Origin of the sequence: Streptomyces hokutonensis, assembly GCF_042751305.1 — a bacterium.
Lineage (GTDB): Bacteria > Actinomycetota > Actinomycetes > Streptomycetales > Streptomycetaceae > Streptomyces > Streptomyces hokutonensis_A.
The window spans coordinates 287,839-301,059 of record NZ_JBHYWD010000012.1 but is presented as its reverse complement, the minus strand read 5'-3'; the positions used below and the strand labels follow the sequence as shown (position 1 = coordinate 301,059).

The 13,221-nt window shown below is 69.7% G+C and carries 11 protein-coding genes; 5 read left to right on the top strand and 6 right to left on the bottom strand.

Annotation, left to right across the window (positions count from 1 at the left end):
* Positions 1 to 81 precede the first annotated feature (81 nt).
* The 5 genes from ACFXC1_RS30565 to ACFXC1_RS30545 all read right to left on the bottom strand — a co-directional run bounded on the left by ACFXC1_RS30565 (position 82) and on the right by ACFXC1_RS30545 (position 7,127).
* Positions 82 to 1,389, bottom strand: a complete 1,308-nt coding sequence (locus ACFXC1_RS30565) for an RNA polymerase sigma factor (RefSeq protein ID WP_381248409.1) — start codon at positions 1,387 to 1,389, stop codon at positions 82 to 84.
* Positions 1,390 to 1,470: 81 nt separating this feature from the next.
* The gene (gene dnaG, locus ACFXC1_RS30560; protein ID WP_381248407.1) at positions 1,471 to 3,375 is read right to left on the bottom strand and encodes a DNA primase; all 1,905 of its coding nucleotides are present in this window, start codon (positions 3,373 to 3,375) and stop codon (positions 1,471 to 1,473) included.
* A gap of 47 nt (positions 3,376 to 3,422) precedes the next feature.
* Positions 3,423 to 4,688: an NAD(P)/FAD-dependent oxidoreductase gene (locus ACFXC1_RS30555; protein ID WP_381248404.1), complete on the bottom strand. Its 1,266-nt coding sequence runs from the start codon at positions 4,686 to 4,688 to the stop codon at positions 3,423 to 3,425.
* Between the two features lie 93 nt (positions 4,689 to 4,781).
* Complete coding sequence (locus tag ACFXC1_RS30550; protein WP_381248401.1) at positions 4,782 to 6,101, bottom strand: deoxyguanosinetriphosphate triphosphohydrolase; 1,320 nt, start codon at positions 6,099 to 6,101, stop codon at positions 4,782 to 4,784.
* A 171-nt stretch (positions 6,102 to 6,272) separates the two neighbouring features.
* Positions 6,273 to 7,127: a sirohydrochlorin chelatase gene (locus ACFXC1_RS30545; RefSeq protein WP_381248398.1), complete on the bottom strand. Its 855-nt coding sequence runs from the start codon at positions 7,125 to 7,127 to the stop codon at positions 6,273 to 6,275.
* 231 nt (positions 7,128 to 7,358) lie between these two features.
* On the opposite strand from ACFXC1_RS30545, the gene ACFXC1_RS30540 reads away from it, so the two are divergent.
* On the top strand, positions 7,359 to 8,048 hold the full coding sequence (locus tag ACFXC1_RS30540) for a SanA/YdcF family protein (RefSeq protein WP_381248395.1): 690 nt from the start codon (positions 7,359 to 7,361) through the stop codon (positions 8,046 to 8,048).
* A gap of 18 nt (positions 8,049 to 8,066) precedes the next feature.
* Here the strand turns inward: ACFXC1_RS30540 and ACFXC1_RS30535 are convergent, their stop codons facing one another.
* Positions 8,067 to 8,537, bottom strand: coding sequence for a gamma-glutamylcyclotransferase family protein (locus ACFXC1_RS30535; protein WP_381248393.1), 471 nt, complete (start codon positions 8,535 to 8,537; stop codon positions 8,067 to 8,069).
* A gap of 68 nt (positions 8,538 to 8,605) precedes the next feature.
* On the opposite strand from ACFXC1_RS30535, the gene ACFXC1_RS30530 reads away from it, so the two are divergent.
* The 4 genes from ACFXC1_RS30530 (at position 8,606) to ACFXC1_RS30515 (ending at position 13,097) form a co-directional block, all read left to right on the top strand.
* Positions 8,606 to 10,249: a M4 family metallopeptidase gene (locus tag ACFXC1_RS30530; RefSeq protein ID WP_381248390.1), complete on the top strand. Its 1,644-nt coding sequence runs from the start codon at positions 8,606 to 8,608 to the stop codon at positions 10,247 to 10,249.
* Between the two features lie 131 nt (positions 10,250 to 10,380).
* Positions 10,381 to 11,550 (top strand): acyltransferase family protein, encoded by a 1,170-nt coding sequence (locus ACFXC1_RS30525; RefSeq protein WP_381248388.1) that lies wholly within the window; start codon positions 10,381 to 10,383, stop codon positions 11,548 to 11,550.
* 99 nt (positions 11,551 to 11,649) lie between these two features.
* Complete coding sequence (locus ACFXC1_RS30520) at positions 11,650 to 12,126, top strand: carboxymuconolactone decarboxylase family protein (protein WP_381248386.1); 477 nt, start codon at positions 11,650 to 11,652, stop codon at positions 12,124 to 12,126.
* 41 nt (positions 12,127 to 12,167) lie between these two features.
* Positions 12,168 to 13,097 carry an RNA polymerase sigma-70 factor gene (locus ACFXC1_RS30515; RefSeq protein ID WP_381248383.1) on the top strand — a complete coding sequence of 310 codons (930 nt, stop codon included), beginning with the start codon at positions 12,168 to 12,170 and terminating at the stop codon, positions 13,095 to 13,097.
* Positions 13,098 to 13,221: the final 124 nt, after the last annotated feature.

Here is a 13,221-nt window from a genome sequence, read left to right as displayed (position 1 = left end):
CCTGAAACCCCCTCGGCTGAGGTCTTTTCAGGGGCGCGGGAAACCGCGCGGCCCGCCCCCACCGGCCCGCAGCCACCGGCATCAGTCCAGATAACCCCTGAGCTGATCCGCAAAAGCGTGATCCCGCAGCTTGTTCAGGGTCTTCGACTCGATCTGCCGTATCCGCTCCCGCGTCACCCCGAAGATCCGCCCGATCTCCTCCAACGTGCGCGGACGCCCGTCGGCCAGCCCGTACCTGAGCTGTACGACCTTCCGCTCCCGCTCCCCCAGGGTCGACAGCACGGCCTCCAGGTGCTGCCGCAGCAGCAGGAACGCGGCGGACTCCACGGGACTCGTCGCGTCGCCGTCCTCGATCAGGTCGCCGAGGGCAACGTCGTCCTCTTCACCCACCGGCGCGTGCAACGACACCGGCTCCTGAGCCAACCGCAGGACCTCGCTGACCCGCTCCGGCGCGAGGTCGAGGTGGTCGGCCACTTCCTCCGGCGTCGGCTCGTAGCCGCGCTCCTGGAGCATCCGGCGCTGGACGCGGACGACCCGGTTGATCAACTCCACGACGTGCACGGGGACGCGGATCGTGCGGGCCTGGTCGGCGAGGGCGCGGGACATGGCCTGGCGGATCCACCAGGTGGCGTAGGTGGAGAACTTGTACCCGCGGGCGTAGTCGAACTTCTCAACTGCCCTGATCAGGCCGAGGTTTCCCTCCTGGACGAGGTCGAGCATGGTCAGCCCGCGCCCGACGTACCGCTTCGCGACGGACACGACGAGCCGCAGGTTCGCCTCGATGAGGCGGCGCTTGGCCATCCGGCCCATGACGACCAACTTGTCCAGGTCGAGGGCGAGTTGGCTGTCCAGGTCGGGCGCGCTGCTGAGCCGCTCCTCGGCGAACAGGCCGGCCTCGACGCGGCGGGCGAGTTCGACCTCCTCGGCCGCGGTGAGGAGGGGGATGCGGCCGATCTCGCGCAGGTACTGGCGGAACAGGTCCGAGGAGGGCGCGCCGGTGTCGGCGACCCGGCCGCGGGGCCGTTCGTCGGGCTCGGGGGCCTCGGCGGTCTCCACCGCTTCGGCCGGCGGTTCTTCGAGCCCGGGCGGGCCCTCCAGGTCCGCGGTCTCGGGGTGGTGCGCGGCACGGCTCTGCGGGGGGACGGTCGCGAGGACATCGGTCTCCGCGTCCGGTTCCGCGCCGTCCGTCGTGCTGGTCTCGGTCTGGTCGAGGGTCTGGGTCTGCACGGGGGCGACCTCCAGGATGATCGCTGCCAGGGGGTACGGCAGCGGTACTTCGGGGGCGGAGTCGGCGGCCTCACCGCTGTCCGTCCCGTACTCGATGAGCGGAATCGCGGGGGTGAAGGACCCGCTGGGGACGGATCGGCCGCGCTCCGAGGACTCAGGCACCGGAACCCAGTGTGGAGTACGACACATCGCCGCCACGAGGGGCGTGCGGTGACTTTTTGAGTCCGTTCCGTAACTACGCGCTCAGAGCGCTGAGGCGCCGTGCACCTGGAGTGCCTGGTCGTACTGCTGAAGTACCCACAACTCGTTCTGTACGGCGGCCAGTTCGGCCGAGTCTCCGTGGCTGCCGAGGCGGGTGAGCGCGCCCTGGATGTCGTGGATCCGGCGCACTACGGCTCTTCGGCGGACGGTGACGAGCTGCTCGCCCGCGTAGTTCTCGTCGACCGTGCGGCGCAGGATGGCCTCCACGGCGAGCTCGGTGACCATCGCGCGGACCGCGTCGTCCGGTGCCGCCTCGCGGACGCGGACGAGGTAGTCCTGGGGGTCCTGGAGGCCGTACTCGGCGCCGCCCGCCTCGATGATCGCCTCGCGTACGGCCGCGTAGGGCGGGGCGGTGAACTCGTCGACGCCGTACGCGTCGAAGGCCGGGGAGACCAACTCGGGGCGCTGGAGGGCGAGTTTGAGGAGTTCGCGTTCGGTGGCGAAGACCGGGTTGCGGAGGGTGAGGGCGGGGCCGCCGGTGGGCGGGCGGGGGGTGGTGTCGTACTGCTGCTGGGCGCCGCCCCGGGTGGGTGCGGGGCCCTTGCCGCCGCGGTCGCGGGCCCAACGGGCCAGCTGGGCAACCCTCTTGACCACGAACTGGGTGTCGAGGATGCCGAGCATGCCGGCGAGCTGGACGGCGACCTCGTGCTGGGCGCCGCTGTTCTTGATGCGGGCGACGATCGGGGCGGCCTCGTCCAGGGCGGAGGCGCGTCCTGCGGGGGTGTCGAGGTCGTAGCGGACGACGATCTGGCGGAGCGCGAACTCGAAGAGCGGGGTGCGGGGTTCGACCAGGTCGGCGACCGCCTCGTCGCCCTTGGCGAGGCGCAGTTCGCAGGGGTCCATGTTGTCGGGCGCGATCGCGATGTATGTCTCGGCGGCGAACTTCTGGTCGTCCTCGAAGGCGCGCAGGGCCGCCTTCTGGCCGGCCGCGTCGCCGTCGAAGGTGAAGATCACGCGCGCGCTGCCGTTGTCCATCAGGAGCCTGCGAAGGATCTTGATGTGGTCGGTGCCGAAGGCCGTGCCGCAGGTGGCGATCGCCGTCGTCACCCCTGCCAGGTGGCAGGCCATGACGTCGGTGTAGCCCTCGACCACGACCGCGCGGCTGGACTTGGCGATGTCCTTCTTCGCGAGGTCGATGCCGTAGAGGACCTGGGACTTCTTGTAGATCGCGGTGTCGGGCGTGTTGAGGTACTTCGGGCCGTTGTCCGACTCGTAGAGCTTGCGGGCGCCGAAGCCGACGACCTCGCCGCCGATGTCGCGGATCGGCCACATCAGGCGGCCGCGGAAGCGGTCGATGGGGCCGCGGCGGCCCTCCTGTGCGAGGCCGGAGAGGAGCAGCTCCTTGTCGGAGAAGCCCTTGCCGCGGAGGTAGCGGGTGAGGTGGTCCCAGCCCTGCGGGCTGTAGCCGACGGAGAAGTGCTCGGCGGCGGACTGGTCGAAGCCGCGCTCGGCGAGGAACTTGCGGCCGGTGTCCGCCTCGGGGCTGACGGCGAGCTGCTCGACGTAGAAGTCGGCGGCGGCCTTGTGGGCCTCGACCAGGCGGATGCGCTCGCCGCGCTGGTGGGAGGGATTGTACCCACCCTCCTCGTACCGCAGCGTGATGCCGGCCTGGGCGGCCAGGCGCTCGACCGACTCCGAGAAGGTGAGGTGGTCGACCTTCATCACGAACGTGATGGTGTCGCCGCCCTCCTGGCAGCCGAAGCAGTGGAAGAGCCCCTTGCTCGGGCTGACCTGGAAGGACGGCGACTTCTCGTCGTGGAACGGGCAGAGACCCTTGAGGTTGCCGCCGCCCGCGTTCCGCAGCTGGAGGTACTCGGACACCACGGCGTCGATCGGGACCGCGTCCCGAACCGCCTTCACGTCCTCGTCGTTGATCCGTCCTGCCACGCGTGAATTCTACGGGGCCGGACTGACACCAGTGACGAGCAGGATCTCTAGACGCCCAGGCTGTCCAGCGGAACGTGTGGGTCCGCCAGGGCCTCGGTGTTCACCTGTGCCCTGGAGCGGATGAGCTGCTGGATGGGCTCTGTGACGTCCCACACATTCACGTTCATCCCGGCCAGCACGCGTCCCTCCTTCAGCCAGAAGGCGATGAACTCGCGCTTGCCCGCGTCTCCCCGGATCACCACTTCGTCGTAGGAGCCCGGGGGCGCCCAGCCGGAGTACTCCATACCCAAGTCGTACTGGTCGGAGAAGAAATAGGGCACGCGGTCGTAGGTGACGTCCTTGCCGAGCATCGCGCGGGCCGCCGCCGGGCCGCCGTTGAGGGCGTTCGCCCAGTGCTCCACCCGCAGCCGGGTGTCGAACAGGGCGTGGTGGAAGGCGGCCACGTCTCCGGCCGCGTAGATGTCGGGGTCGGAGGTGCGCAGCCGTTCGTCGACCGCGATGCCGCCGCCGTGCGCGCGGTCGGCCAGTTCCAGACCCGCCGCCTCGGCGAGCGCCGTGCGCGGGGCCGCGCCGATGGCCGCGAGGACGTCGTGCGCCGGATGCTCCTCGCCGTCGTCCGTGCGGGCCGCGAGGACCATGCCGTCCTGGCCGACGATCTCGGTGAGCTTCGCGCCGAAGTGGAAACGCACGCCGTGCTCGGCGTGCAGATCGGCGAACAGCTGCCCGAGTTCGGGGCCGAGGACTCCGTGCAGAGGCGTCTGCGAGGGTTCCACGACGGTCACCTCGGCGCCGTACTCGCGGGCCGCCGCCGCGACCTCCAGGCCGATCCAGCCGCCGCCGGCGATCACCAGATGGCCGTTGTCCCGGCCCAGGGTGGCGAGGACGCCCTTGAGGCGCTCGGCGTGCGAGAGGCGGCGCAGGTGGTGGACGCCCGCGAGGTCCGTGCCCGGGATGTCGAGGCGGCGGGGCTCGGAGCCGGTGGCGATGAGCAACTTGTCGTAGTGGACAAGGGTGCCGTCGTCCCCGAAGCGGACCGTCTTCGCGCTGCGGTCGATGGCGTCGACGGTCTGGCCGAGATGCAGCTCGATGTCGTTGCGCGCATACCAGGCGGGTTCGTGGACGAAGACGCTGTCGCGCTCCTCCTTACCGAGGAGGTAGCCCTTGGACAACGGCGGGCGCTCGTACGGGTGGTCGCGTTCGTCGCAGATCAGTATCACGCGGCCGGTGAAGCCCTCCGCTCGGAGCGCCTCGGCCGCCTTGGCGCCGGCCAGGCCTCCTCCGACGATGACGAATGTCTGATCCGCGTCGACCACTTGATGCCTCCTCGTAATGGTGCCGCCATATGCGAGCGTCCCGCACGCAGCGTGATGCGGGAAGGGGGTGTGGCCCGATCAGGCCACGGAGGGTCACATTCGGGCTTGTTTCGCGTCACTGTGCCCCAGGGATGTGAGATGCGCGTGAAGAGACCGCGCCGACGCGTCGGTCAATGACGCGATCTGATCGACGATCACCCGCTTGCGGGCGCGGTCGTCGGGCGCCTCGTCGAACTGCGCGCGGAACTGCGGCTCCAGGCCGTCGGGGGCGCGCGCCGTCAGCGCCCGCGCCAGCTCGGCGACCACGATCCGCTCGTCCGCGCGGATGCGCTCCTGCTCGGCGCGCTGCATGACGTACCGGTCGGCGACCGCCTTGAGGACCGCGCACTCCAGCCGTGCCTCGTGCGGTACGACGAGTTCGGCGTCGTAGCGGGTGAGGCGGCCGGTGCCGTACCTCGCGCGCGTGGCGGCCTCGGCGGCCAGGCAGAAGCGGCCGATGAGCTGGCTGGTGGCGTCCTTGAGGCGGGCCTGGGCGACCGCCGAGCCGTCGTAGCCGTGCGGCCACCACGGCTCGTTCTGGAGCCGGTCCAGCGCCTCGGCGAGTTCGTCGGGGGCCGTGTCCGCGGGGACGTAGCGGCCGATGGCCACCCTGAAGATCTCCTGGCGTTCCGGTTCCGCGTGCAGGCAGTTGGGGTCGATGTGGCCCGCGTGCAGGCCGTCCTCGACGTCGTGCACGGAGTACGCCACGTCGTCCGACCAGTCCATGACCTGGGCCTCGAAGCACGTGCGGGTGCCCGGGGCGCCCTTGCGGACCCAGTCGAAGACCGGTCTGTCGTCCTCGTAGACACCGAACTTGCGGGACGTGGGGGTGGTGGGGTGCGCGCCTCGCGGCCAGGGGTACTTGGTGGCGGCGTCGAGGGTGGCTCGGGTGAGGTTGAGGCCCACGCTCACCAACTCACCGGTCGTATCGCTCTTTACGAAGCGCTTCGGTTCGATGCGGGTGAGGAGTCTGAGGGACTGGGCGTTGCCCTCGAAGCCGCCGCAGTCGTCGGCGAAGTCGTTCAGTGCCTGTTCGCCGTTGTGGCCGAAGGGTGGGTGACCCAGGTCGTGGGAGAGGCACGCGGCTTCGACCAGGTCCGGGTCGCAGCCCAGGGCTGCGCCGAGCTCTCGGCCCACCTGGGCGCATTCCAGGGAGTGGGTCAGGCGGGTGCGGGGGCTGGCGTCCCAGGCCTGACTGCGGGTTCCCGGTGTGACCACCTGGGTTTTGCCGGCGAGGCGGCGCAGGGCGGCGGAGTGCAGTACGCGGGCGCGGTCGCGTTGGAAAGCGGTGCGGCCCGGGCGTTTGTCGGGCTCTGTTGCCCAGCGGTCGACTGATGTCGGGTCGTAGGGGTTCGGTGCTGTTGTGCCGTCCATGCTTCGACAGTAAGCGGCGGTAGTGACAATTCGGGAGTTGCGGGGCGCGGATGCGTCTGGCGGGTGAGGTTCGATTGCGTCTGCGGGTGCGTTGTGGCTGGGCGCGCCCACGCGGCGGAGCCGCAAATCGATACAGCCCCGCGCCCCTGGAAGAGACAGCTCCCGTAAGTGTTAAGCCGACGCCAATTCCGGGGCCGTAGCCTCCGTCGTCGACATAGCCTGGTCGTAGCGGTGGAGGACCAAGCGGGCCATCGCGGGGTGCGCTCCCAAAGGTGCCGACGCGATCCATGGAGCCGCCTCCGCGCACTGGGTCGCGAAGCGGCCGGGGGCCGTGAAGCAGGATGCGACCGCCACCCTGTGGTGGCCTCGGGCTGCCAGGGCGCGGACGGCCGTGGAGACCGTGGGGGTCGCCGCCGAGGCGTACGCGGGGATCACGGGGACTCCCAGGCGGTCGGCGAGGAGTTGGGCCGTGTGGTTGGTGTCCAGCTTGGAGTCCGGGTCGCGGGAGCCTGCTGCAGCCAGGACCACCGCGCTGCCCCGGCGCGGCTGCTCGCCCCAACCCGCCTCCACCAGGCGGCCGTAGAGGGTCTCCACGAGGAGGGGGTGGGGGCCCAAAGGGGGTGCCACGCGCGCGCGTGCCTGGGTCTCGGCGGCCAGTCCGGGGATGTCGCGCTTGACGTGGTAGCCGCGGGCAAGGAGGAGGGGGACGAGGACGGCGTCCGTGGGGCCGAGTGCGGTGAGGGTGTCCGTCAGGCGGGGCTCGTTGAGTTCGATGTGGCCCAGGTGGACGGGGAGGCCGGGGCGCAGTTCGCGGACGCGTTCCACGAGGGCTCGTACGGTGCTCAGGGCGCGCGGGTCGCGGCTGCCGTGCGCGACCAGGACGAGCGCGGGCGGGCCGGGGCGGCGGCTGCCGTTCAGGGAGACAACGCTGAGCTGGCTGGCGAGCTGACTGCTGATCCGGTTCATGAGATGCGCCGTACTGTCGAGGGTCGTGGACTCGTCGTGGGGATGATGCGACGCCGTCATGGAGTGATGGTGGCGGTGGGAGGTTGCCTCCCCGTTGCACGGGAGTGACGGGTCTTTTCCGGGGGTTCACGGTGGGGTTCGGGTGGTGTGTGAGGTGAGGTGACCTGCGGATTCGGCGTTCACAGTGAAGCCGGTCACACTGCCGGCGGCGAACCGGATCGGGTTACGGCGCGTCTGTGACTGTCGAAACCGAACGGTGAGGGGCCCCCGTTGATACGTCCGATGCGTCTGATGCGTCACCCGAGACTTCGCCGACCCCGGCTGCCACGCACGCGTGCCGGGTGGCGGCAGCTCGTGCAGTGGGTCGCCCTCGGGTGTGTCCTCGCGCTGCTTCCGGCGACCTGGCTCTGGGTGTCGACGGCGGACCGGCTGCGGACCCTTCAGGACGCGCCGCGCACCGATGTGGCCGTGGTCTTCGGGGCCGGACTGTGGGACGGCGAGCCGTCGCCGTATCTCGCGCACCGGCTGGACGCGGCGGCCACGCTGTACCGGGAGGGCCGGGTGAAGGTCGTCCTGGTGACCGGTGACAACAGCCGCGAGGACTACGACGAGCCGGACGCGATGCGCGTCTACCTGGCGAAGCACGGGGTGCCCCGCGCGCGCGTGGTGACCGATTACGCCGGCTTCGACACCTGGGACTCCTGTGTCCGCGCCAAGAAGATCTTCGGCGTCGACAAGGCTGTGCTGATCAGCCAGAACTTCCACATCCGGCGGGCGGTCGCGCTGTGCGACGCGGCGGGCGTCGACTCGTACGGCGTCGGCGTCGACGACAAGCACGACGCGACCTGGTACTACGGCGGCACCCGCGAGGTGTTCGCGGCGGGCAAGGCGGCGCTCGACCTGGTGTTCCATCCCGACCCTCAATTCCTCGGGCCGAAGGAGAAAGGGGTCACGCGGGCGTTGGCCTCCGGAGGCAACTGAGGATCGTTCAACAATCATTCAGCGGCGGTCGCGCCAGTCGCCGCCCTCGATCAGTTTGCCGTGGGTGCGCAGGGCTGCCGTGACGGCCGGAGCCGCAAGATACACCCACGCGCGTACCGCCGTGCCGTCGGCGTCTCGGGTCACCGGGCGTTCGACGCGCTCATAGAGGTTGCGCGGGTCGCCGGGGGCGTAGTCCTCGAGTCGGTCGAGGGCGAGGAGGAGTCCGGGGTAGGACTCGGGCCGCGCGGTGACGAGTTCACCGACGACCACCGAGCCGGGGTCCTCGACGGCGTACGGGTAGCCGGGGCCCTCGTAGAGGACGGCGCCGTGCAGGCGTCCCGGCTCCTCCGACTCCGTGTGGCCGCGCAGGAAGGCGTCGTGGTTGGGCTCGCCGAGGCGGAGGGTGCCGTAGACGAAGAACGGGAGAGATGCCACTCGGCCTCCTGGAGCCTGGAAGTCTGTGGACGCGCTATGGACATGACATGTCATGGCCCTTTAAATCTCATTCAACATCAACGCAGCCCCCACGCCCCCCACTTGCGTTCTTGAGGAGACCGATGAGTCGGACACGGCACGTTCATGGTTCCCGTCTCGCCACGGCAGGTATCGCGGCCGGCGCCGCGACCCTGCTGGCCGCCACTCTCTCCCCCACCGCCCACGCCGTCGACCGGCCGACCCGGTCCGCCGCGATCGCGAACGCCGCGTCCGCGCTGGTGGCCCATGCCGCGAGTCTGGGGCTGACCGCCTCGGAGGGCACGTCGGTCCGGGACGTGATCGTCGACCCGGACGGCACACAGCACGTCCGCTACGACCGGACGTACCGTCAACTCCCGGTGCTGGGCGGTGACTTCGTGGTGCACCTGGCTCCGAACGGGAGTTATCGCAGCGCCGACCGCGCCACCCGTGCCTCCATATCCCTGGCGACCGTCACGCCGAAGGTGGCCGCTCCGAAGGCGGCGGACCTGGCGGTGAACGCGTTGCGGGCAGCCCATCTCGGCGAGGCGCTCAAGGGCGTAACCGCCAAGCCCCAGCTGATAGTTGACGCCCTCCACGGCACCCCGAAGCTCGCCTGGCGGACCAATGTCGTCGCCAAGGACTCGCTCGGCAACCCGGTCGGGCGCACGGTGCTGACCGACGCCCGCAGCGGCGCCCGGATCGACGCCTGGGACAGTGTGGAGACGGCGACCGGTGACGGGAAGTCGCTGTACAGCGGGACGGTGCCGCTGGAGACGACGCTGTCGGGATCGGCGTACCAGCTCAAGGACGCGACGCGCGGCGGGACCTACACCGGTGACGCGGCGAACAAGACCGACCTGTGCATCCTCGGCATCTGCATCAGCCGGGCGCCGTCCACGGTGTTCACCGACGCCGACAACCACTGGGGCACGGGGGCGACTTCGGACCGTTCGTCGGCCGCGGTGGACGCGCAGTACGGCACGAACGAGACCTGGGACTACTACAAGAGCGTCCACGGCCGGAACGGCATCGCGGGCGACGGCAAGGGCTCGTACAACCGGGTCCACTACGGCAACAGCTACAACAACGCGTTCTGGGACGACAGTTGCTTCTGCATGACGTACGGCGACGGTGACGGGACGCAGCTCGGTCCGCTGGTGGCGCTGGATGTCGCGGGGCACGAGATGACGCACGGGGTGACGTCGAAGACGGCGGCGCTGACCTACTCGGGCGAGTCCGGCGGGCTCAACGAGGCGACCTCCGACATCATGGGCACGCTGGTGGAGTGGTACGCCAACAACGCGTCCGACCAAGGGGATTACCTCATCGGCGAGAAGATCGTGCGGTCCGGCTTCGGGCGGTCGGCGCTGCGGTACATGGACAAGCCGTCCAAGGACGGGAACTCCGCGGACTGCTGGAGTTCGACGGTCGGGAATCTGGACGTCCACTACTCCTCGGGCGTCGCGAACCACTTCGCGTATCTCCTCGCGGAGGGCAGCGGCGCGAAGACGATCAACGGGGTCGACTACAACTCCCCCCCCTGCAACGGCTCTTCGGTCGGCGGGATCGGCAGGGACAAGCTGGGGGCCATCTGGTACCGGGCGCTGACGGTCTACATGACGTCCTCGACGAACTATGCCGGAGCGCGCACGGCGACGCTCAACGCGGCCAAGGACCTGTACGGGACGGGAAGTCCGGAGTACAACGCGGTGGCCGCCGCATGGAGCGCGGTTGCCGTGGGGTGAAGCCGGGGAATCCTCGGAGTCCGGCTACAACCATCACCACACCACGCGGGTCTCCTGCTGTGAACCGTGAGACTTGATTCGCGTGGGTCAGGAGCGCCTGCTCCCGAGCCCCAGAGCTGATATGGACTGACATGTCTACGTACGCCGGGGCGACGGAGCGGGTACTCATCCCGTCCCAAAGACGGAGAGCGCCAAGACACGCCTCCCTCAGTTTACAGCAAAGACCGTCAGCTCAGCGGCGGTTGTACGCCATCGACGGAATGCGGCTGCTCGCCGCCCTGTTCGTGGCCGCGCACCACTACGCGGGCACCCGACGAGTGGACCGGCCGGACAACGCGATCTGGGGCCGGCCGGTGTCCGACATCATGCCGACGGTGTTCCGGTTCTCGGCCTACGGCTGGATCGGCGTCGAGATGTTCTTCGTGATCAGCGGCTTCGTGATCTGTATGTCCTGCTGGGGCCGTACGCCACGGCAGTTCTTCACCTCGCGGGTGATCCGGCTCTACCCGGCGTACTGGTTCTCGATCGTCTTCACCACGGTGGTCCTGGTGGCCCTGCCCGGTGTGTGGGACCGGCAGAAGCTGCGCGAGATCCTCCTCAACTTCACGATGCTGCAAGCCGGTTCGGGGGTTCCGAACGTCGACGGCGTGTACTGGACCCTCTGGTCGGAGCTGCGGTTCTACCTCCTCTTCATGGCCGTCGTCGTCACCGGCCTGACCTACCGCAAGGTCGTCATCTTCTGCTGTCTCTGGGGCGCCGCCGCGATGATCGCCCCGGCCGCGGGGTTCCGGCCGCTGACCCTGGCGATCAATCCGGACGGCGCCTGGTTCTTCATCGCCGGCCTGGCGCTGTACCTCATGTACCGCTTCGGGCAGGACCTGTTGCTGTGGGGCATCCTCGGACTGGCTTCCCTGATGGGCCAGTTGGAGCTGGGGCACCGTATCGACGCCGTCGAGCACGTCTCCAGCTGGCGCGCGAGCATGGTCGTCTTCACCGTGTTCATCCTGGTGATGGCCGCCATCGCGCTCGGCGCCACCGACCGCGTCCGCTGGAAGTGGCTCACCACGGCCGGGGCGATGACGTATCCGTTCTATCTGCTGCACTACGCGGCCGGTACGACGCTCATCAACCGTTTCCGCGACACCATGGACCCCAGGCTCCTGGTGGTCTCGGTCATCTCCGGTTTCCTGGTGCTGAGTTGGCTCGTCCACCGGCTGGTGGAGCGGCCCGTGTCCCGGCTGCTGAAGAACGGGCTCAATACGTCGTTCGCGCGGCTGCGCAACGCCACGAACACCCCCTGACCTCCGGTGACCCAGGTCACATGCGCCGATGTCACAGGAGTCCGTGCTGTCTCGTCCCGTGGATGCAGCCACTGACGACGACGGCCCACGGAGGGCATCATGGACGCACGACTCGACTACTTCGCCAGCCCGACCGCGAGCAAGGCCGCCAAGCAGTTCATGGCGGTCGGCAGGTCACTCAAGAGTTCCGAACTCCCTGCTCTCACGCAGGAGTTGGTGGCGCTGCGGGTCAGCCAGATCAACGGCTGCGCCGTCTGCGTCGACATGCACACCAAGGAGGCCGCGGCCGGCGGCGAGACCTCGGTGCGGCTGAACCTGGTCGCGGCGTGGCGCGAGGCCACGGTCTTCACCGAGGCCGAACGGGCCGCGCTGGAACTGGCGGAGGAGGGGACCCGGGTCGCGGACGCGGCCGGCGGGGTGAGCGACGAGGTGTGGGCGCACGCCGCCAAGCACTACGACGACGAGCAGCTCACCGCGCTGGTCATCCTGGTCTCCTTCATGAACTCGGTGAACCGGCTGAACATCATCACCCGCCAGCCGTGCAAGGGCGACTACGAGCCCGGCATCTTCGGCTGAACCCCACCGCACCCGCACCGGCCAGGACAAGGAGATCCCGCGTGAGCGAAACCGACCGGAAGGCCCGGGAGTTCGAGGAGCTGCGACCGCTGCTGTTCTCGATCGCCTATCGGATCCTGGGCAGTGTGGGCGAGGCCGAGGACGCGGTCCAGGAGACCTGGCTGCGCTACGACGGCTCGGCGACCCGGCCCACCTCGGCCAAGTCGTTCCTGTCGGCCACGGTCACGCGGATCTCCATCGACGTCCTGCGTTCGGCGCGGGTACGGCGGGAGGAGTACGTCGGGCCGTGGTTCCCGGAGCCGCTGCTGAGCGACCCGTACCAGGATCCGGCGCGGTCGGTGGAGCTCGCCGACTCGGTGTCGATGGCGGCGCTCCTGCTGCTGGAGCAACTCAGCCCGCTGGAGCGGGCGGTGTTCGTGCTGCGCGAGGTGTTCGCCTTCGGCTTCGACGAGATCGCCACGACCGTGGGGCGCTCGGAGTCGGCGTGCCGCCAACTGCTGGTGCGGGCCCGGCGGCACATGGCCGACAGGCGGCCCCGGTTCACCGCGGACCGGCAGGAGCGGCAGGAGCTGGCGACCCGGTTCTTCGACGCGCTGAAGGACGGTGACGTGGGCGGGCTGCGTGAACTGCTCGCCGCCGACGTGCAGTTCGTCGGGGACGGTGGTGGAAAGGCCCCGCAGCTGGCCAGGGCCGTCATGGGTGCGGAGAACGTGTCCCGGGTGCTCGGCACGGTCTTCCCCTGGCTGATCCGGATCGATGTGTCGTTCGAGCCGCACGAGGTGAACGGCCAGCCAGGCGCGCTCTTCCGCGACCGCGACGGCAAGGTGCTCCACACCCTGGTCCTCGACGTCCTCGACGGACAGATCCAGACCATCCGCGCGGTGATCAACCCCGACAAGCTCACCCACCTCGGCCCGGTCGCCGACGCCTGGGCCGTCGACCGGGAGCTGAGGCAGGCCAGACGGGGCTGATCCGCGTTCGCCTCACTCGACCGGTAGCGGGGGGGGGGGGGGGGCCCCGGGCGCGGGGGGGGGGGGGCCCCCCGTTTGATGGGGGGTTGGGCGAAACGCGGAGGGGGTGTATGGCCCGGGCGGA

Bases quoted from the DNA above. Each gene is read 5' to 3' on its own strand.
- ACFXC1_RS30550 (WP_381248401.1), bottom strand. From the start codon at position 6,101: ATGGACGGCACAACAGCACCGAACCCCTACGACCCGACATCAGTCGAC.
- ACFXC1_RS30530 (WP_381248390.1), top strand. From the start codon at position 8,606: ATGAGTCGGACACGGCACGTTCATGGTTCCCGTCTCGCCACGGCAGGT.
- ACFXC1_RS30535 (WP_381248393.1), bottom strand. From the start codon at position 8,537: ATGACATGTCATGTCCATAGCGCGTCCACAGACTTCCAGGCTCCAGGA.
- ACFXC1_RS30540 (WP_381248395.1), top strand. From the start codon at position 7,359: ATGCGTCACCCGAGACTTCGCCGACCCCGGCTGCCACGCACGCGTGCC.
- ACFXC1_RS30525 (WP_381248388.1), top strand. From the start codon at position 10,381: ATGTCTACGTACGCCGGGGCGACGGAGCGGGTACTCATCCCGTCCCAA.
- ACFXC1_RS30520 (WP_381248386.1), top strand. From the start codon at position 11,650: ATGGACGCACGACTCGACTACTTCGCCAGCCCGACCGCGAGCAAGGCC.
- ACFXC1_RS30545 (WP_381248398.1), bottom strand. From the start codon at position 7,127: ATGACGGCGTCGCATCATCCCCACGACGAGTCCACGACCCTCGACAGT.